Annotated in this window: 24 protein-coding genes; 20 read left to right on the top strand and 4 right to left on the bottom strand. The window is 53.9% G+C overall.

Annotated elements, in window-relative coordinates; genetic code table 11:
* Positions 1–14: 14 nt before the first annotated feature.
* The 6 genes from ctaD (at position 15) to NSS88_RS03405 (ending at position 4,718) form a co-directional block, all read left to right on the top strand.
* Positions 15–1,886: a cytochrome c oxidase subunit I gene (ctaD, locus tag NSS88_RS03430; RefSeq protein ID WP_061580861.1), complete on the top strand. Its 1,872-nt coding sequence runs from the start codon at positions 15–17 to the stop codon at positions 1,884–1,886.
* Entirely contained in the window at positions 1,886–2,506 is a 621-nt protein-coding gene (ctaE, locus tag NSS88_RS03425) for a cytochrome c oxidase subunit III (RefSeq protein ID WP_011230584.1), read from the top strand. The genes ctaD and ctaE overlap by 1 nt, the downstream gene beginning before the upstream one ends.
* A 4-nt stretch (positions 2,507–2,510) precedes the next feature.
* Positions 2,511–2,843: a cytochrome c oxidase subunit IVB gene (gene ctaF, locus NSS88_RS03420; RefSeq protein WP_061580860.1), complete on the top strand. Its 333-nt coding sequence runs from the start codon at positions 2,511–2,513 to the stop codon at positions 2,841–2,843.
* 101 nt (positions 2,844–2,944) lie between these two features.
* A complete protein-coding gene (ctaG, locus tag NSS88_RS03415) occupies positions 2,945–3,847 on the top strand; it encodes a cytochrome c oxidase assembly factor CtaG (protein ID WP_011230586.1) in 903 nt (300 codons plus the stop codon).
* A 48-nt stretch (positions 3,848–3,895) separates the two neighbouring features.
* Entirely contained in the window at positions 3,896–4,351 is a 456-nt protein-coding gene (locus NSS88_RS03410) for a DUF420 domain-containing protein (protein ID WP_055358197.1), read from the top strand.
* 73 nt (positions 4,352–4,424) lie between these two features.
* Complete coding sequence (locus tag NSS88_RS03405; protein ID WP_055358196.1) at positions 4,425–4,718, top strand: Asp23/Gls24 family envelope stress response protein; 294 nt, start codon at positions 4,425–4,427, stop codon at positions 4,716–4,718.
* Between the two features lie 36 nt (positions 4,719–4,754).
* On the opposite strand, the gene NSS88_RS03400 is transcribed toward NSS88_RS03405, so the two are convergent.
* Complete coding sequence (locus NSS88_RS03400) at positions 4,755–5,114, bottom strand: YugN family protein (protein ID WP_055358195.1); 360 nt, start codon at positions 5,112–5,114, stop codon at positions 4,755–4,757.
* 281 nt (positions 5,115–5,395) lie between these two features.
* On the opposite strand from NSS88_RS03400, the gene NSS88_RS03395 reads away from it, so the two are divergent.
* The 6 genes from NSS88_RS03395 (at position 5,396) to NSS88_RS03370 (ending at position 8,405) form a co-directional block, all read left to right on the top strand.
* A complete protein-coding gene (locus NSS88_RS03395; RefSeq protein WP_341083051.1) occupies positions 5,396–6,403 on the top strand; it encodes a CAP domain-containing protein in 1,008 nt (335 codons plus the stop codon).
* An 81-nt stretch (positions 6,404–6,484) separates the two neighbouring features.
* Entirely contained in the window at positions 6,485–6,868 is a 384-nt protein-coding gene (locus tag NSS88_RS03390; RefSeq protein WP_055358193.1) for a YlbD family protein, read from the top strand.
* A gap of 12 nt (positions 6,869–6,880) precedes the next feature.
* Complete coding sequence (locus NSS88_RS03385) at positions 6,881–7,114, top strand: YlbE-like family protein (protein WP_033010269.1); 234 nt, start codon at positions 6,881–6,883, stop codon at positions 7,112–7,114.
* 40 nt (positions 7,115–7,154) lie between these two features.
* Positions 7,155–7,526, top strand: a complete 372-nt coding sequence (locus tag NSS88_RS03380; protein ID WP_033010268.1) for a hypothetical protein — start codon at positions 7,155–7,157, stop codon at positions 7,524–7,526.
* Between the two features lie 145 nt (positions 7,527–7,671).
* Positions 7,672–8,118 carry a YlbF family regulator gene (locus NSS88_RS03375; protein ID WP_033010267.1) on the top strand — a complete coding sequence of 149 codons (447 nt, stop codon included), beginning with the start codon at positions 7,672–7,674 and terminating at the stop codon, positions 8,116–8,118.
* Between the two features lie 17 nt (positions 8,119–8,135).
* Positions 8,136–8,405, top strand: coding sequence for a YlbG family protein (locus NSS88_RS03370; RefSeq protein WP_050368475.1), 270 nt, complete (start codon positions 8,136–8,138; stop codon positions 8,403–8,405).
* Between the two features lie 37 nt (positions 8,406–8,442).
* Here NSS88_RS03370 and NSS88_RS03365 read toward each other — a convergent pair whose 3' ends face one another.
* On the bottom strand, positions 8,443–8,832 hold the full coding sequence (locus NSS88_RS03365; RefSeq protein ID WP_055358191.1) for a DUF7147 family protein: 390 nt from the start codon (positions 8,830–8,832) through the stop codon (positions 8,443–8,445).
* Positions 8,833–9,190: 358 nt separating this feature from the next.
* On the opposite strand from NSS88_RS03365, the gene rsmD reads away from it, so the two are divergent.
* A complete protein-coding gene (gene rsmD, locus NSS88_RS03360) occupies positions 9,191–9,799 on the top strand; it encodes a 16S rRNA (guanine(966)-N(2))-methyltransferase RsmD (RefSeq protein ID WP_055358190.1) in 609 nt (202 codons plus the stop codon).
* The gene (gene coaD, locus NSS88_RS03355) at positions 9,765–10,259 is read left to right on the top strand and encodes a pantetheine-phosphate adenylyltransferase (protein WP_055358189.1); all 495 of its coding nucleotides are present in this window, start codon (positions 9,765–9,767) and stop codon (positions 10,257–10,259) included. The genes rsmD and coaD overlap by 35 nt, the downstream gene beginning before the upstream one ends.
* Positions 10,260–10,398: 139 nt before the next feature.
* Here the strand turns inward: coaD and ylbJ are convergent, their stop codons facing one another.
* A complete protein-coding gene (gene ylbJ, locus NSS88_RS03350; RefSeq protein WP_061580858.1) occupies positions 10,399–11,634 on the bottom strand; it encodes a sporulation integral membrane protein YlbJ in 1,236 nt (411 codons plus the stop codon).
* A 133-nt stretch (positions 11,635–11,767) separates the two neighbouring features.
* On the opposite strand from ylbJ, the gene NSS88_RS03345 reads away from it, so the two are divergent.
* The gene (locus NSS88_RS03345) at positions 11,768–12,556 is read left to right on the top strand and encodes a patatin-like phospholipase family protein (protein WP_121678116.1); all 789 of its coding nucleotides are present in this window, start codon (positions 11,768–11,770) and stop codon (positions 12,554–12,556) included.
* A complete protein-coding gene (locus NSS88_RS03340; RefSeq protein ID WP_055358186.1) occupies positions 12,553–13,572 on the top strand; it encodes a SepM family pheromone-processing serine protease in 1,020 nt (339 codons plus the stop codon). The genes NSS88_RS03345 and NSS88_RS03340 overlap by 4 nt, the downstream gene beginning before the upstream one ends.
* On the opposite strand, the gene NSS88_RS03335 is transcribed toward NSS88_RS03340, so the two are convergent.
* Positions 13,545–14,765 (bottom strand): nucleotidyltransferase, encoded by a 1,221-nt coding sequence (locus NSS88_RS03335; protein WP_047818092.1) that lies wholly within the window; start codon positions 14,763–14,765, stop codon positions 13,545–13,547. The genes NSS88_RS03340 and NSS88_RS03335 overlap by 28 nt on opposite strands.
* Positions 14,766–15,092: 327 nt before the next feature.
* Here NSS88_RS03335 and NSS88_RS03330 point away from each other — a divergent pair, with 327 nt between their 5' ends.
* The 4 genes from NSS88_RS03330 (at position 15,093) to NSS88_RS03315 (ending at position 17,502) form a co-directional block, all read left to right on the top strand.
* On the top strand, positions 15,093–15,641 hold the full coding sequence (locus NSS88_RS03330; RefSeq protein WP_033010255.1) for a YceD family protein: 549 nt from the start codon (positions 15,093–15,095) through the stop codon (positions 15,639–15,641).
* Between the two features lie 138 nt (positions 15,642–15,779).
* Entirely contained in the window at positions 15,780–15,953 is a 174-nt protein-coding gene (rpmF, locus tag NSS88_RS03325) for a 50S ribosomal protein L32 (protein ID WP_011230605.1), read from the top strand.
* Between the two features lie 147 nt (positions 15,954–16,100).
* On the top strand, positions 16,101–16,856 hold the full coding sequence (locus NSS88_RS03320; RefSeq protein ID WP_121678117.1) for an enoyl-CoA hydratase/isomerase family protein: 756 nt from the start codon (positions 16,101–16,103) through the stop codon (positions 16,854–16,856).
* 70 nt (positions 16,857–16,926) lie between these two features.
* Positions 16,927–17,502 carry an RsfA family transcriptional regulator gene (locus NSS88_RS03315; RefSeq protein WP_055358184.1) on the top strand — a complete coding sequence of 192 codons (576 nt, stop codon included), beginning with the start codon at positions 16,927–16,929 and terminating at the stop codon, positions 17,500–17,502.
* Positions 17,503–17,521: the final 19 nt, after the last annotated feature.

Here is a 17,521-nt window from a genome sequence, read left to right as displayed (position 1 = left end):
AAGGAGGTTTCACCGTGAGTACAATCGCGCGCAAAAAGGGTGTTGGCGCCGTTTTGTGGGATTATTTGACAACGGTCGACCATAAAAAAATCGCCCATCTGTACTTGATTTCCGGCGGGTTTTTCTTCCTGCTCGGTGGTCTCGAGGCGTTGTTCATCCGCATTCAGCTCGCCAAGCCGAACAACGATTTCCTTGTCGGCGGCTTGTATAACGAAGTGCTGACGATGCATGGAACGACGATGATTTTCTTGGCTGCGATGCCGCTTGTTTTCGCCTTTATGAACGCAGTCGTGCCGCTGCAGATCGGCGCGCGCGACGTCGCGTTCCCGTTTTTGAACGCTCTTGGATTCTGGATGTTTTTCTTCGGTGGTTTGTTTTTGAACTGTTCATGGTTTTTAGGCGGCGCACCGGACGCTGGTTGGACGTCGTATGCGTCGCTGTCGCTTGACTCAAAAGCGCATCATGGCATCGACTTTTATACGCTCGGGCTGCAAATTTCCGGCTTCGGAACGATCATGGGTGCCATTAACTTTCTTGTGACGATCATCAACATGCGCGCTCCGGGCATGACGTTTATGCGCATGCCGATGTTCACATGGGCGACGTTTGTGACGTCGGCGCTCATCTTGTTTGCGTTTCCGCCGCTTACGGTCGGCTTGATTTTCATGATGATGGATCGATTGTTTGGCGGCAACTTCTTTAACCCCGCTGCCGGTGGTAATACAATTATCTGGGAGCACTTGTTCTGGGTGTTCGGCCATCCGGAAGTATACATCCTTGTCTTGCCGGCGTTCGGCATTTTCTCGGAAATTTTCGCGACGTTCTCGCGCAAACGCCTATTCGGTTATTCGTCAATGGTGTTTGCGACGGTGCTTATTGCTTTCTTAGGGTTCATGGTATGGGCGCACCATATGTTCACGGTCGGGATGGGGCCGATTGCGAACGCCATCTTTGCCGTCGCGACGATGACGATCGCCGTTCCGACAGGAGTCAAAATTTTCAACTGGCTGTTTACGATGTGGGGCGGAAGCATCAAATTCACAACGCCAATGCATTATGCGGTGGCGTTTATTCCGTCGTTCGTCATGGGCGGGGTGACCGGGGTCATGTTGGCGTCGGCGGCGGCGGACTATCAATACCATGACAGCTATTTCGTCGTTGCGCACTTCCATTACGTCATCGTCGGCGGGGTTGTGTTCGCTTTGCTTGCCGGCACGCATTATTGGTGGCCGAAAATGTTTGGCCGCATGCTGAATGAAACGCTCGGCAAAATTACGTTCTGGCTGTTCTTTATCGGGTTCCATTTAACGTTCTTTATTCAGCACTTCCTTGGTTTGACAGGGATGCCGCGGCGCGTGTTTACGTATTTGCCGCATCAAGGATGGGAGACTGGCAACTTGATCAGTACGATCGGCGCGTTCTTTATGGCGGCCGCGACGGTTATTTTACTTATTAACATTGTGATTACGACGGTAAAAGGCGAAAAAGCGGCGGGGGATGCATGGGGCGACGGCCGCACGCTCGAATGGGCGATCGCTTCGCCGCCGCCGGTGTACAACTTCGCTCAAACGCCGCTCGTCCGCGGGCTTGATGCTTTCTGGCTCGAAAAAATGGAAGGCAAAAAAGAATTGACGCCAGCCGAACCGCTTGGTGACATTCATATGCCGAATTCGTCGTTCCTGCCGTTTGTCATTGCGTTTGGTCTGTTTGTCGCCGCCTTCGGCTTTACGTATCATAATGACGCCGGATGGGGCTTGCCGGTCGGCATTCTCGGCCTGCTCATTACGCTCGGTTCGATGTTCTTGCGTTCGGTGATTGATGATCACGGCTTCCACATCCATAAAGAAGAAGTGCTTGAACTTGAGAAGAAGGGGGCGAACGCCTGATGCATGCAGAGGAAAAATTGACGGCCGAGACGTTTCCGGCCGCGCCGGAACGCGCCACCCTTGAGGGGAAAAATAAGTTTCTTGGCTTCTGGCTCTTTTTAGGCGGAGAGACGGTGCTGTTCGCCTCTCTCTTCGCCACCTATTTGGCGCTCAAAGATAAAACGAACGGCGGCCCTTCGGCGGAAGAACTGTTCCAAATGCCGGTCGTGTTCATGGCGACGATGCTGCTGCTAACCAGCAGCTTAACGAGCGTGTATGCCATTTATCATATGAAAAACTTTGATTTTAAAAAGATGCAGCTCTGGTTTGGCATTACCGTTTTGCTTGGCGCCGGCTTTTTGGGCTTGGAAATTTACGAGTTCAATGAATATGTGCATGAAGGCCATAAGTTTACGACCAGCGCTTTCGCTTCAGCGTTCTACACGCTCGTTGGCACGCACGGGAGCCACGTCGCGTTCGGATTGCTTTGGATTCTGACGCTCATGATCCGCAACGCTAAGCGTGGGTTGAATTTATACAACGCCCCGAAATTTTACGTCGCGAGCCTTTACTGGCACTTCATCGACGTCGTCTGGGTGTTCATTTTTACGGTTGTATACTTGATGGGAATGGTGGGGTGAACGTATGGCGAACCAAACGAACTCCGGAAATGAACGCGTCGATTTGGCATACCGCCGCCGCAAAAATGCGGAAGAGATGCGCCATCAACTCATCGCCTTCGTGCTGATGATTTTGTTAACGCTCATCGCTTTCGCCGCGGTCGGCTACGAAGAGTTTTCCCATTGGTTTGTCGTTCCGTTTATTTTGTTGCTTGCCGCTGTGCAAGTGGCGTTCCAGCTTTATTATTTCATGCATATGAGCCATAAAGGCCACGAATTCCCGGCGATGTTTATTTACGGCGGTGTGGGGGTTATGCTCCTACTTGTTTGGGCGTTTACAACAGTCATTTGGTGGTAAGAAAAGGGGGAATCGGTTTTGCGCCGGTTTCCCCTTTTTCAATAGCCTTGGCGCGGCGTCGTGTAGTATAATGGGAAAGGACAAATCAGGAGGGGATTCGTATGTTTCAATCGCTGCAAATGTTTGGCCCCGTTGCCCTTTGGAGTCCGTTTTTTTTGCTTATGTTAGCGGCGGTTGCGTTGCTGTACATTGGGATCACCGGGCCATGGCGGCAGCGTTTCGGCCTCGGTGATGCCGTTTCGGAGAAGCAGAAAGCGTATTTTTTGACCGGGATTGCGCTTCTTTATATATGCAAAGGGTCTCCGTTGGATTTGATGGGCCATTTGACGTTCACCGCCCATATGGTGCAAATGGCAGTGCTGTATTTGATCGTGCCGCAATGTTTCATTTTAGGCATTCCGGCGCCGCTTTATGAGCGCGCATTCCGCATCACAGCAGTGCGCCGCGTGTTTCGGCTGTTGACAAAGCCAATTGTGGCGTTGCTGCTGTTTAACGGCTTGTTTTCGCTTTATCACGTTCCATTCATTTTTGACGCTGTGAAAATGAATATGTGGCTGCATGCGTTTGTTACCTCGGTCATTTTCGTTGCCGCGTTTTGCATGTGGTGGCCGCTTGTCAACAAGCTGCCCGATTGGCAAACGTTGTCCGGCCTAAAAAAAATGGGTTACATTTTCGCTGACGGCATGCTGTTGACCCCGGCTTGCGCGCTCATCATTTTTACCGATACGCCGCTTTATGCGACGTATACTGACCCGAAAGCATGGATGGCCGCGCTGGCTCTATGCGTTCCTCAAGGGACGCTGGCTTCGCTTGATTTGACCGGGCCGCAAATGTTTTTATCGATGTCGCCGCTCCATGATCAGCAGCTCGGCGGAGTGTTGATGAAAATCATCCAGGAAATCGTGTACGGGACGATGCTGTTCTTCATCTTCACCGAATGGTATCGGAAGGAGCGGGAGAAAGAGCCAAGCATGGATATGGAGCCGCGGCCGACCAAACTGTAAAGCGCGGTTGGCCGCCAACGATGAACAAAGAAGAAAGGGAGAGAAGCGATGGCCGTTTTACCGACAATCAGCACGAGCTGCATCGTGATCAGCGCTTTGCTTGTTGCTTATGGGTGGTATTTGATCAGCCGCAGGCGGATCGAAGCGCATAAAAAGGTGATGCTGACGGCAGCGGTGTTTGCTTTGCTGTTTTTCACCATTTACATGTCGCGGACGTTGTTTATTGGCAATACGAGCTTCGGCGGACCGGAGAATGTCAAAGTCTATTATACGGTGTTTCTTATTTTCCATATCATGTTGGCGACAGTGGGAGCCGTATTTGGCCTTGTGACGATCTGGACGGGGCTGAAAGACAGCCGCTCCCGCCATCGCCGGCTTGGGCCGGTGACGAGCATTATTTGGTTCGGCAGCGCTTCGACGGGGGTCATCGTGTATTTGCTTCTTTACGTCCTGTACCCGGGTGGGCAGACGACCTCGCTGATTAAAGCAGTGCTCGGATTTTAGAGGCAAGTGGCATCGGCCGGCCGGATCGCATAACATAACAAAAATAGCTCATACGCTGCGAAGGGGGAGTGCGGTGAAGACGTTCCGGCATCGGAAGCGGAGCGCCGTAGAAGCGACGCTGTTGACGATTGTCATGATGTGTGTGCGGGAATGGGAAGACGTTGTAATGGACGATTGCGAAATATTTGTAGCTGTTTCACAAGAGGACCGCTGCCGCATCAGCGTGAAGCTATCCGTCCGGTATGGGGCGTCGGTGCTCGCGGTTTGCCGGCGGCTGCAGCAGCAAATTGCCGAGGAGATCGCCGCGATGACGCCATACAGCGCCGAGTCGGTCGATGTGACGGTCAAACGGCTTGTCGCGACGTAAAAACGCATGAGAAAAGAGCTCTCATGCGTTTTTTCTTTACTCTTTCGTCTTTTCAATTTCGTGTTTGACTTGCTCCAATACTTTTTGGCATTGGCCGACAAGGGAAGATGGAAAATGCTCATCTTCGCCATATTCAACGCCATGCGGATAGTAATGTTTCCCTAAAATCGGTGTGAGCAGTTTAATGAGTGCATAGCGCGAGTCGACATCCCCTTCGATCGCGTACCCTTGAACACGCAAATAGTATGTTCCCTCTTTAATCACGTATTTCCGGTCGTATGTGACCCGTTCGTAATCCCACTGCGCCGCGCGTACAAAACCGTGGCGCGCCATGATGTCATCAAGGCGGGACAGTTCAACCGTTTGATTTTCAAGACCGCTATTGTCAAATTTCATGTTTCTTCCTCCTAACAACGCAGGTATGTAAAGCGCCAAAAAGGAAATCGTCCCTTCATTTATAATAGTACGAAAACGGTTTGCATTTCAAGTTATTCGGATGAGAGCGCCGGCCGTGCGCTGAGCGAGATTTCTGAACAACATCGCGTCCATTGACTGAATACGGACAGACATTGTTTCTTGAAGGGAAGGGCGGTCTTTTTGGGCGCCCCTTTTTTTTGCCTGTGAAAAACGGCTATAATGGCAATAAGGAGATTGTTGCAGAAAGCGGGAGTTGCTGTGTGAAATGGTTTTTTCTTTTTTTGTTCTTATTGATCGGGTTTTACTATTTTGTGCCGAGTCCGCCGCCGCAAAGCCCTCCGGAGCAGCCCAAAACAAATGGATACACGCTGAAAGAACCGAAAGCAACCGCCGGCGTCGCTGCGTTGATTGGCCGGCCGGCGCAAGAGGCGGAAAAGCAGTTCGGCGCGCCGGATCGAATTGATCCGTCAGCTTATGGCTACGATTGGTGGGTGTACAGCCGCCGCCCTGAATCGTATTTCCAAATCGGGGTGCTTGGCGGCAAAATCGTCACGGCTTTAGTCGGCGGGGAAAAGGTGAACGTCGAGCCGTTTGCGATTGGCCAGCGTCTGCAGACGATTTTCCAAACGATGCCCGTCCTGTCCAACATTAAGATTACACTAAGCAGCGGGACGTACCGGTTTGAGCTGTCGGAACAAGATTATTCCTCAAGACCGGTCGTTAAAGTGGGAGAGGCGTATGCCCAGCTGTACATCGACCGGTTTACCGGCCGTGTGGCCGCTGTTCGCCTCATGGACGCAGAAACGTTTGTGAAACTGCGGCCGTATGAGCTTGTGTACCGCGGCCGCCTGCCCGCGGTTACTCCGTTGTCAGAGAAAGAACAGCGGCAGGTCGATGCGGCCAATGCGAAGCAAATTTTTGACTGGACGAACTTGATCCGACGCCGTCATGAGCTTCCCCCCCTTGTCTGGGACAGCAAAGCCGCCATGGCTGCCGCCAAGCATAGCCAGGATATGCATGACCACCAGTTCTTCTCTCATGAATCGCCGCAATACGGCGATTTATCCAAACGGCTTGGCGCCTTGGGCGTTTCATTTCAGCTCGCTGGGGAAAATATTGCCGCTCATCAAGTAGATGGCGTCGAGGCGACGGTTGGGTGGCTGAACAGTCAAAAGCACCGGGAAATTATGCTGAATGCGGAATTTACCCACCTTGGCGTCGGCGTTTATGCCGATTATTATACGCAAAATTTCCTGACGCCGCTATGAAAATTTGGGCGCACCTTTGCCTGCTGGGAGCGATATGATATGGCAGATAGGCATGAGTGGATGAAAGGGATGAAAACGGTTATGGCCAAGCCTCTGCATCCTTCCGTTGAACAGTTCAAACAGTTTGTCAAAAAACACCCGAAACTCATTCAAGAGGTGCGCAGCGGCAAAAAGACGTGGAAGCAAGTGTATGAGGACTGGTACTTGTTCGGAGAGGATGACGACATATGGGAACCGTACCGAGACGCAGGCGGCAAGGAGAAAAGAGAGGAAAAGGGAGCAAGCAAATGGCTTGATAAGCTCGCGGCGATGCTTGGACAGCTTGACGCGGCAGAAGTGCAAAAACACTTGGCAAGCGTCCAACAGGCCCTCGCTGCGATCCAGGGCATTCTGTCTGAATTTCAAGGAGCCAGTTCGCAACGGCCCAACAAAGAGGAGCATCCGTTTTCGTTTCGCCAAGACTAAAGGGTGGTAGCAATGAGAAGAGATGTATGGCAATATGTGCAGGCAAACCCGATGTTGCGCGCGTTTGTGCGTGAACAGCCGCGCTGGTACCGGCTGCTCGCTCGCCGTCCGCACGAGCTGTCGGCGCTCCAGTTGGCCGCCTTGCGCCATTACGGGCAGACGATCCCCGATAAAGTAGAAAAAATTTCCCAATCGTTGCAGATGGCCTCTCTCATGTGGCAAATGTTTAAAGCGCTGCGCGACTAATTTGGCGGCAAACGGCAAAGACTAGCTCTGAAAGGGAGTGATGCCTTTGCCGAAATGGCTTGTATGGTTCGGGTGTGTGGTGCTGTTATGGGCGTATGCCGGCGGACGGCCGGAGACGGCAGCGGCCGCTGTTCATGCGCCGACAGCGAATCACCCATGGCATGTCAAATATGAAGTGAAAGGGCATGACGTGCTCGTGGAATGTTTGGCCGCGCAATTTCCGTTTCGCAAAGGAGAGGGGGGCGGCCATATCAACGTGTATCTCAATGGACAGAAAATGACGGAAGTGTATACGGCCGCCTTTATCGTGCGCGGCCTGCCAAGCGGAAAGCATATGATCCGCCTTGAGCTCGTCTATAACGATGGAAAGATGACCGGCATGATGCATGAATTTGAAGTGACGATCCCGTAAAGCTCGACAGGAGACAAGGCTATCCGGCAGAGTCTCTTTCTGACTTCGGATAGTCTTTTTTTGCGCTCTTCTTTTCCTTCATGATCTCCTCCCTTTCCATTTTCCTTTTATTCATGGTATGATGAAAGATGGAGGTGCTATATTTGTGAGGATCGCTACTCTCGAGCGCATCGAGATTTTGGATAAAGCAGAATCGTTGGCGAAAATGGTTGTCGAGTCGGAGGTGGCGGATGAATACCGCCGCGCGTTTCGGCGGCTCAAACAAGACCGCCGCGCTCAGCAGCTGATCGCCCGTTTCGTCAAGCTGAAAGAGCGGTATGAGGAGGTGCAGCGCTTCGGCAAATACCATCCCGATTACCGCAACGTGATGAAAGAAGTGCGTGAGGCGAAACGGGAGCTTGATTTGCATGAGACGGTGGCCGCCTTTAAAGAGTCGGAAAAAGCGCTGCAACAGCTGCTTGATGACATTAGCGTGTTGATCGGCAAGGCTGTCTCGGAACATGTCAAAGTGCCGACCGGAAACCCGTACTTCCTGTCAGCCGGCTGTTCCGGCGGCTGCAGATCCGGCGGAGGCTGCGGCTGCCGAGCATAGAAAAAGGGGAAAGGACTATGTTTCCAAAACGGCAAGGGATTATCGTTTGGCTTCATTCATTGAAATACGGGAAGCAACTGCGCAAATTCGGCAACATTCACTATATTTCAAAGCGGCTGAAATATGCCGTTCTGTACTGCGACATGGAGCAAGTCGACCATGTGATGAAAAAACTGGCGGCGCTCCCGTTCGTCAAACGCGTTGAGCCGTCGTATCGTCCGTTTTTAAAGCTGGAGTTTGAATCGAAAGGGGAAAAAGAGAAAGACTCCCCGTATCCGCTTGGATGAAAGAAAAGAGCGGGCCTTAGCCCTGCTCTTTTTTTGGCTATTGGAGCGGCGGGATGAAGCGGTTCATTCGCATAATGCCGATTAAGTGCTGATAATATAAGTCGAGTTCCGAGAACATCGTTGACGGCTTGACGTCGAGATGGATGACGCCAAAGCCAAGCTCCTTCGCGGTTTCCGCAAACAAATCGTACCGTTTGTTCGGTTTGACGGAGGGATCGGGAACACCTTCACGGCAAATGTAAAGCGGTTGAAAGTCGCCCGGGTCGGTTGGGTGGAGCACAACAACCAAGGAGACGACCGCCTGGCCTTTTTTCACCGTATGGAAAGCAAAAAAGCCGGATAAACGGTGGCGGTTGGCGCGCGCCAGCTCCATCAGCTCATATATATCGGAATAGCCTTCGCCAAGTTCGATAAAACGCTGGATCATGTACGGTCCTCCTTGCGATCATCGTCCATTCATAACTTTACCGGTCCATTGCAGAAATTGCAATCAAAAAAAAACCTTGCGGACAAACGATCCGCAAGGCCCTTTCCAATTCCTTGCCTCCGCGCGGGTCGGAACAGGGAACGGAAAGAAAAAGAAAAGGGAGAGGAGAAACCGGAGGAAGAACTTATGGGGAAACGTAAGTCTTCTCCGTCATTGGCAACAACGCCATCTACGGTGTTGCCATTACTCATTATGGACGGTTTTCTGATTTCTATACACGCGGCTATGAAAAATTCTCAAGTTTGACTATAATAAACATGATAAGACGACCATGAAAACAACGAATTAGGTGAACGCAATGAGAGTCATTTCCGGAACATGCAAAGGTCGGCATCTGCAAGCGGTTCCAGGATTGTCGACGCGGCCGACGACCGACAAGGTGAAAGAAGCGGTTTTTAATATGATCGGCCCGTATTTCGCCGGCGGCATCGGCCTCGATTTGTTCGCCGGCAGCGGCGGCTTGGGCATCGAAGCGCTTAGCCGCGGGCTTGAGCGCGTCATTTTCGTCGATCATGACGGAAAGGCCGTGCAGACGGTCCGAAAAAACGTTGCCGCCTGTGGACTTGAGCGCCGGGCGGAAATTTACCGCAACGACGCCGAGCGGGCGTTGAGGGCGGTGGCGAAGCGAGGCCTGCGTTTTTCCGTCATCTTTCTCGATCCTCCGTACAAGGAGAAAAAGTGGCCGGCGCTGTTATCGTTTATCGCCAACCACGATTTGTTGGAGGACGATGGCGTTGTCGTTGCCGAACATTTGGCTGAGGCCGAGCTGCCGGAAGAAGTCGGCCGCTTGAAGCAGTGGAAGCGGGAAACATACGGCATCACCGGCGTCACTATTTACCGCCGGACTGACGAACAGAAAGGGGACGAACGCGATGGCGAGCATTGCCGTTTGCCCGGGGAGCTTTGATCCGGTGACATACGGGCATTTGGATATTATCAAACGGGGGGCAAAAGTATTTGACAAAGTTTATGTGGCGGTGTTAAACAATTCCTTGAAAAAGCCGCTGTTTACGGTTGAGGAGCGGATGGAGCTGCTGCGCGAGGTGACGCGGACGCTAGAAAACGTGCATGTCGAATCGTTTCACGGCCTGCTTGTTGACTATGCCCGCAGCAAAAACGCCAACGCCATTTTGCGCGGTTTGCGCGCAGTGTCTGACTTCGAGTATGAAATGCAAATTACATCGATGAACCGCGTCTTGGACGAGAACATTGAAACGTTTTTTATGATGACGAACAGCCAGTATGCGTTTTTGAGTTCAAGCATTGTCAAGGAGGTCGCTAAATATAACGGCGACATCTCCGAACTTGTGCCGCCGGTTGTCGAGGCGGCCCTAAAGCGGAAATTCGCCTCGATGGCCGCCGATTGACGGCTAGGAAAAGGTTGTTCTGTCCAAGGGCGGAACCGATCCGCCGATCCCTTATTTTGCCGGCGGAGAAGCGGGATGCAAAAGCATCGAGAGCCGCCCCGGCGGCCGGATGGCGCCGCGGGGCCGGCAGCGCGGGCAGTCACAAGCGTCCGCGCGTTTTGTTGCTTGCGTTGGCGGCGAGCCATATATAAAGGCACAGAAACAGCATCGTGGCCAGTGGCCCATAGTGCTGCAGCCATTGCCATCTTTCGTGCCAGACGCTCTCTGCGGCGGCGTGCCAAAACACCGGAATATTGCCGGTTTCGTTGCCTGCCGCCCGAAGGTACAACGGCTCCCAAAGCAAATATGTAAATGAAGCCGCAAAAACTCCATGCAGAAAACGGGCGATGAAAAACGGTTGAAAGCGGATGTTGGCCTCAGCGAGAATGCTGGCCACTTGCGCTTGAACGGAAAAGCCACCGAAAGCCAAGACGAAGCTGACGGCCACCGCCTTTTCCAGCAGCTCGGCTTCATCTGTCTGGCTGATCATTTGGCTGCCGAGCGTAATTTCAAACAACCCGGAAAAAATCGGAATATCAAGCTGCTCCGGAAGCTGGACGAGCCGGAGCAGCTGGCGCAGCAAGGGGGCGAGCTGCTCGGTCAAGTGTATCATATACAACAATTGGTTGACGACGGAAAAGAGAATAATAAAGCCGCCGATCATCAACAACGTTTGAACGGAAGAGTGGACGGCATCGCCGAGCAACTTGCCAAGCGGCTGTTCATTCTTCAGCCGCGTTTTGTGGAGTGTGCGCAGCGCATACGGGAACGAAAACGAGCGCGGCCGCCGCTTCGGCTGCCCCCGTTCTTTCCGGATGCCGTGAAAGCGCATCACTAGTCCGACGGCAATGTTCCCTAAATAATGGGAGACGGCCAGCAACAAACCAAGCTGCGGATTGTTAAAAAACCCAGCTGAAACAGCCCCAAATATAAATAGCGGGTTGGAAGAATTGGTGAACGAAGAGAGCCGCTCGGCCTCGATGGTCGACAGTTGTTTTTCTTGATACAGGCGGGCGGTCAGCTTCGCCCCCGACGGGTAGCCGGATGCCATCCCCATCGCCCAGGCAAACCCGCCGACGCCTGGGACGCGAAAAAGCGGGCGCATCAGCGGCTCCAGCAAGACGCCGAGAAAGCTAACGACGCCAAAGCTGATGAGCAGCTCCGAGACAATGAAAAACGGCAGGAGCGACGGGAACACGACTTCCCACCACATATTTAACCCGCGAATGGATGCTTGGAGCGACTGTTTTGGATAACAAATGAGCGAAAAGGCGAATAACGTCACAGCGGAAGCGAGCAGCGCCGTTTTTAGTTTCGCTCCCCAGTTTCGCTTCAATGTTCTCCCCCCTTTTTTTGCCGTGCGGCCTTGCGCGGTACAACCTCATATAACCTAATATACGAGCATAGGGGGGCGGTTTAGACCATAAGATGAAAGCGAGGGAGAGCCGCAGCAAAGGGGGGGGAGAATCGTGCCGCCGAAGATCGGATTGGCGCTCGGGTCAGGGGGCGCGCGCGGATTTGCTCACCTCGGCGTATTGAAAGTGCTACAGGAGGAAGGAATCCCTATTTCTTATTTGGCGGGCAGCAGCATCGGCGCGCTTGTGGCTGTCCTTTATGCGAGCGGCCACGGCCTCAGCCGCCTTTATCGGCTCGCCAAGTCGTTCCGGCGCAACGATTTTCTCGATTGGACGGTGCCGAAAATGGGGCTGATCGCCGGTGAGCGCATCACCGAATTCATTCGTTTGTTGACGAAAGGGAGGCGGATTGAAGAGCTTTCTCCGCCGGTGGCGGTCATCACCGCTGATTTGCAGACGGGGGAAAAAGTCGTGTTTCGGCAAGGGGATGCGGCCCAGGCTGTGCGGGCGAGCATCTCGATCCCCGGCATTTTTGTGCCCGCGGCGGTGGACGGGCGGCTGCTTGTTGATGGCGGTGTCGTGGACCGCGTGCCGGTATCGGTCGTTCGGGCGATGGGGGCTGATCTTGTCATCGCGGTCGATGTCGCCCCGTTGAACAAAGAGGCGGAAATTGCCTCGATTGTGGATGTCATTTGGCAGAGCCTTGATATTTTGCAAGCCGAGCTCGTCGCCCATCGGGAACTCGCCTCGGACGTGATGATCCGGCCGCGCGTAGAGCAATACAGCTCGCGGGCGTTCACCCATATCGAAGACATTATTGCCCGCGGCGAAGAGGAAGCGCGGAAACAAGCCGGGGCGATCCGCCAAGCGATTGAACAGTGGAAGGAGCCAAAGCACCAATGAAGAAACGAACGTATATAGCGGCGTTTTTCTTTAGCGCCGTCCTTGCCGTTTTGCTTATTTTTATGAAATTGCCGTATTACGTGACGATGCCGGGAAGCGCGCAAAAGTTAACGCCGCTTGTTCATGTCGAGCACGGCGACCGCGATGCGGGGGCGTTCATGTTGACGACGGTCCGCATGGGGCGGGCGAACGTCATCGCGTACTTGCTCGCCCATATCCGCCCGTTTTATGAGCTGCATCCGGTTGAAGAGATTAAACAGGAAGGGGAAAGCGACAAAGAATATACGATGCGTCAGCTAGAACTGATGGAACAGTCAAAGGAAGCGGCGATTGTCGTCGCTTACCGGCACGCTGGAAAGCCGGTTTCATATGAGCCGAAAGGTGTGTATGTGATGAACGTTCTCCCTGACATGCCGGCGGAGGGACGCTTGCAGGCCGGCGACCGCCTCGCCGCGCTCGACGGCCGGCCGTTGACAACGTCGGAGCAAATCATCGACTACATTCGGAAGAAAAAAGAGGGAGACCGCGTCCGCATCGCGTTTGTCCGCGAGGGGGAGCGGCGGGAGGTCGAGCTCCGGCTGAAGCCGTTCCCGCACCATCCAAACCAAATCGGCCTTGGGGTGACGCTCATGACCGATTATGACGTCCGCACCGACCCGCCGGTTGACGTTGACTCGGAACAGATCGGCGGTCCGTCGGCGGGGCTGATGTTTTCGCTTGAAATTTACAATCAGCTCGTTGAAGAAGATATGACGAAAGGCCATAACATTGCCGGCACCGGAACGATCGACATTCATGGGCAAGTCGGCCCGATCGGCGGTGTTTCACAAAAAGTCGTGGCCGCTGACCGCGCGGGGGCGGAAGTGTTTTTCGCTCCGAATGAACATGGCTCCCCGTCATCGAACTACCGGGAGGCGGTGCAGACCGCGAAAAAAATCGGGACGAACATGAAAATCGTCCCGGTCGATACGTTTGAAGATGCGATCCGTTATTTGCGCTCCATGCCGGAAGCGTAAATGGGGGTCGTTGCGTATTCTTCTTTGAGCGCGGCGCTGTACAGCGGCTCAGGAAGGGCGGCTGCATAGACGGCGGCCGCCCTTTTTTCTTGCTCGTAAAGCGGATCGCCGTTCAATTTAGCCGCTTTCGTAATCAGCGGCAGCGCCAGCTCTTTTTTCACCCGCTGCAAGTAGCGGCGGCCGGTTTCGCTCATGCCGAGCAGCCTGATGTACGTAGGATCGGATGTCTTCGTTTGTTCTTCCTTTGTGAAGTTGGTCAGCACGTGCGCGCACATTCGCTGCAGCCTTGTCCACGTGTACCGTTTCGTTTTGACGGCGGCGATGAAAGAAGCGAACGTTTCGGCAACGGTAATTTTTTCCTTCAACCGGTGCTCCACGCCTTCCTCGATTCCGGCCGTGCGGCGCAGTTCCTCCTTGGTTGCCGTCAGCAGCCGATACTTCAAGAGCGGAAAATACGCTTCCCAATCATGCCAGCGCCCATACGTTTGCCGGTATTGGCGCAGCTGCTCGAGCGTCGTTGGAGGGACGTATGGCGCAATCGACGCAAGCTGCCCAGTTTGTCGCAGCGTCTTTCGCACGCTTGTGGCGCTGGCGATCGATGGATGGGAAAACGACTCGTCATGATAGCCAGCGGCGAGGCGGGGAATCGTGCGCGGCATGATGGAGAGCTTGTGCCGCCAAATGGCTTTCACGTAGGCTAATCCGAGCACGTTGTTTGGCTGCGCCAAATCAAGTGGGACGGAGCGGAGCTGATCCCACGCCTTGGCATTCGCTTTCGGAAAGCTTTGCCCACGCTGAAGTTCGGCGCGGACGAGGGCGTCAAACTCCTCTTTTTGCGCAAACAACGTCTTCGCGGCGGCTAAAAAAGCAGCAATGTCGCCGGATTCGCTCCCAAAGCAAAGCTCTTCGCAGCCGAGGGCATCGAGCAGCCGCACCGCTCCATCGGCAAATCGCTCCGCCGCCTGAACGGCGAAGGCATATGGCAGTTCAATGACGAGATCGACGCCGGCTGCCAGCGCCATTTTGGCCCGCGCCCATTTTGAAACAATGGCCGGCTCGCCGCGTTGCAGAAAATTTCCGCTCATGACGGCGACGAGGCAGTCCGCTCCTGTCTTTTCACGCGTCTCTTGCAAGTGATATCGATGGCCGTTATGAAATGGATTGTACTCGACGATCACGCCAACAGCTTTCATGGCCGCTTCCCCCCATGGAACGGACGTCGCTCGGCGCTGAAACGATGGCTCGTCATAAGCGCACCTCCTGTCTCTCATCTAGTATGGAACATGCGGCGGTAAAGATCAACCTAGGAAGGGCGTCGTGATGTTGTCGTCCGGTTTTGGCGGAACGCGTCGAGCCGCCGGAGGCATATGTGCATGCAAGTAACAGAATTTAGAAATAATGGAAGTATACCTTTCCTGTTGCCTCTTCTTTTTTCAGGCGTCCGAATGGTTGTAAAGAAAAAACATTGACAAAAATAGAAACGGAACGTATAATTTTATTCGTTGCCTTGAGGTGATTGTATGAAATGGACGGTTCAACAGCTTCGCCGTTTTCAGCACAAGGAAATGGCGATTGACGAGACGGTTGACGTGTCTGATTTGAAACAAATCGACACGTTGATCCGTGATATTTCGCTTGTCCGCGTTCAAGGGAAAGCGGACGTCGGTTCGACAAAGTTTACATTTCATTTGACGCTGTCAGGAACGATGGTATTGCCGTGTTCGCGGACGCTCGTCGACGTGACACACCCGTTTTCCATCAAGACGACGGAAACGTTTTTTGTTGATGGCGGCGACGTCGCTGAAACGGATGAAGACACCCATATCGTAACTGGAAACACGGTTGATTTAAACCCAATTATTCGCGAGCTCATCCTGCTTGAAATCCCGTTGCAGCTCATCGCCGACAACCCGGGGGCTGACGGGGCGCCGCAACACGGGGAAGGATGGGACGTTCTCACGGAAGAACAATGGGAAAAAACGCTGGAAGAGCGGGCGGCGAACAAGGTCGACCCTCGTCTGGCAGGATTGGCTAAGTTTTTTGATGGAACGAAAGAAACTGATGGCTGACCGGCGTTGCCGGCCGATGGCGCCGACCAGAACGCGCACCGTCCGGCAGCTGCCTTGCCTGCCGGCGGACTGCCTTGAACAAGCGGCTGCCCGTCGGCAGCGATACGCTGAATGTGCCGGACAAGGAGGTGGAAAACGATGGCAGTACCTTTTAGAAGAACATCGAAAACGAGAAAACGACTGCGCCGTACACACTTTAAACTGCAAGTGCCGGGCATGGTGCAATGCCCGAACTGCGGCGAATGGAAATTGGCGCACCGCGTCTGCAAAGCATGCGGTACGTACAAAGGAAGAGATGTCGTCAACAAATAATGGCCGACATCAAGCGACAGGCTGTCCGAAAAGCGGGCAGCCTTTTTTATTGGCAGTGAACAATCGACAACGTACGTCCACGCGTTTGTTTTTTTCGCTGCTGGCAGGAAAAAGGGGGGGACGATGACCAATTGTCGAGGAGTGCTGATGGAAGCGATGATGGAGCAGCGTGACGGCGTCGCCTTGTTTACGATTTGCCGTCCCGAAAAACGGAATGCAGTCAATTTTGCAGTGATGGAGGCGCTTGAGGGAGCGCTGAGCGAGGCGGAAGCGGATGAGCGGGTCAAAATATTTGCCATCACGGGCGCTGGCGATGAGGCTTTTTGCTCGGGCGGCGATTTACACGAGTTCGGGCCTTTGCGCGGCGCTGAGGCGAAACAGATGCTGACGCGCATGGGGGAGGTGCTCTACCGGCTGCTGACGTTTCCGAAACCGACGGCCGCGCTCGTCAATGGCGCCGTGATGGGAGGGGGCTGCGAGCTGGCGACGGCCTGCGATTTCCGTTTTGTCAAAGAAGGAAGCCGAATCGGGTTCATTCAAGGGCGGCTCGGCATCACAACCGGCTGGGGCGGCGCCTCGATGCTGTTCGGCAAACTGCCGTACGCGCGTGCCCTCGATCTATTGCTGCGCGCTGAACCGATGACAGCGGAAGATATGGAAGCGTGCGGGTGGGCTGATGCGGTCTTGGCGGCTGACCACTGGCGCGAGCAATGGCAGGCGCGGCTCGCCCTTTATGCCGCGCGGTCGCTCGCTGTTTTAGAAGCCTATAAGGCGGCAGCGGGCGAAAAATGGCGAACAGCTTGGTTTCGTGAGCAATTTTTCGCTGAAATCGACCGTTGCGCCGCACTATGGGGGTCGGTTGAACATGAACAGGCGTTGCATCCTTTTTTTCGCAAGCAGTAATTTTTTCCTTCTACTGTTTCTATTAGCCGCATACATATAATGACAAAGCGGCGATGAGGAGGGAAGGGAGATGACCGGAGTACGCCAGGACGCTTGGACGAAAGAGGAAGATGAACTGTTGGCCAACGTTGTGCTTCAATATATTCGCGAGGGCGGCACCCAGCTAGAAGCGTTTGCTGAGGTGGGGCGGCGTTTGTCGCGGACAGCGGCAGCGTGCGGGTTCCGCTGGAATTCGTACGTTCGCAAGCAGTATAAAGAGGAAATTGAACAGGCAAAGCAAGAACGGAAAACGCGAAAAAAAGAGGCGGCATCGGTAAAAGAAGGAGGGGGACAAACGGAGATGGAAGCGGCAGCAGAGAGCAAACTGTCATGGACGGAAGTGCTCGCTTTTTTGCAAGCGGAAGGGCAAAAAGCGCGCGACGCCCGGCGGACAGCGGATGAAAATCGGGCGTTAAAAAACGATATGGAGCAGCTGCAACAAATGGTGACAAAGTTGCAAATGGAAAAGGAAGCGTTGCAAAAGCAGCTGGCGGCCGTCCAAGAGGAGTATAAAACGTTGCTCGCCATTATGGAGCGGGCGCGGAAAATAGTGGCGGGCGCCGAAAAACAAACGGAGCCGGCGGCTGAGCGCGTCGGGGAAGGATAAAAGCTGGCCTTTGGGCCGG

Origin of the sequence: Geobacillus sp. FSL W8-1251 (assembly GCF_038005945.1) — a bacterium.
Lineage (GTDB): Bacteria > Bacillota > Bacilli > Bacillales > Anoxybacillaceae > Geobacillus > Geobacillus stearothermophilus.
This window is presented reverse-complemented; position numbering and strand designations above follow the sequence as displayed.

Excerpts from the sequence above, each read along its gene's own strand:
- ctaE (WP_011230584.1), top strand. The coding sequence starts at position 1,886 with ATGCATGCAGAGGAAAAATTGACGGCCGAGACGTTTCCGGCCGCGCCG.
- ctaF (WP_061580860.1), top strand. The coding sequence starts at position 2,511 with ATGGCGAACCAAACGAACTCCGGAAATGAACGCGTCGATTTGGCATAC.
- ctaG (WP_011230586.1), top strand. The coding sequence starts at position 2,945 with ATGTTTCAATCGCTGCAAATGTTTGGCCCCGTTGCCCTTTGGAGTCCG.
- NSS88_RS03410 (WP_055358197.1), top strand. The coding sequence starts at position 3,896 with ATGGCCGTTTTACCGACAATCAGCACGAGCTGCATCGTGATCAGCGCT.
- NSS88_RS03400 (WP_055358195.1), bottom strand. The coding sequence starts at position 5,114 with ATGAAATTTGACAATAGCGGTCTTGAAAATCAAACGGTTGAACTGTCC.
- NSS88_RS03390 (WP_055358193.1), top strand. The coding sequence starts at position 6,485 with ATGGCCAAGCCTCTGCATCCTTCCGTTGAACAGTTCAAACAGTTTGTC.
- NSS88_RS03385 (WP_033010269.1), top strand. The coding sequence starts at position 6,881 with ATGAGAAGAGATGTATGGCAATATGTGCAGGCAAACCCGATGTTGCGC.
- NSS88_RS03380 (WP_033010268.1), top strand. The coding sequence starts at position 7,155 with ATGCCTTTGCCGAAATGGCTTGTATGGTTCGGGTGTGTGGTGCTGTTA.
- NSS88_RS03370 (WP_050368475.1), top strand. The coding sequence starts at position 8,136 with ATGTTTCCAAAACGGCAAGGGATTATCGTTTGGCTTCATTCATTGAAA.
- NSS88_RS03365 (WP_055358191.1), bottom strand. The coding sequence starts at position 8,832 with ATGATCCAGCGTTTTATCGAACTTGGCGAAGGCTATTCCGATATATAT.
- rsmD (WP_055358190.1), top strand. The coding sequence starts at position 9,191 with ATGAGAGTCATTTCCGGAACATGCAAAGGTCGGCATCTGCAAGCGGTT.
- coaD (WP_055358189.1), top strand. The coding sequence starts at position 9,765 with ATGGCGAGCATTGCCGTTTGCCCGGGGAGCTTTGATCCGGTGACATAC.
- NSS88_RS03340 (WP_055358186.1), top strand. The coding sequence starts at position 12,553 with ATGAAGAAACGAACGTATATAGCGGCGTTTTTCTTTAGCGCCGTCCTT.
- NSS88_RS03335 (WP_047818092.1), bottom strand. The coding sequence starts at position 14,765 with ATGAAAGCTGTTGGCGTGATCGTCGAGTACAATCCATTTCATAACGGC.
- NSS88_RS03330 (WP_033010255.1), top strand. The coding sequence starts at position 15,093 with ATGAAATGGACGGTTCAACAGCTTCGCCGTTTTCAGCACAAGGAAATG.
- rpmF (WP_011230605.1), top strand. The coding sequence starts at position 15,780 with ATGGCAGTACCTTTTAGAAGAACATCGAAAACGAGAAAACGACTGCGC.
- NSS88_RS03320 (WP_121678117.1), top strand. The coding sequence starts at position 16,101 with ATGGAAGCGATGATGGAGCAGCGTGACGGCGTCGCCTTGTTTACGATT.
- NSS88_RS03315 (WP_055358184.1), top strand. The coding sequence starts at position 16,927 with ATGACCGGAGTACGCCAGGACGCTTGGACGAAAGAGGAAGATGAACTG.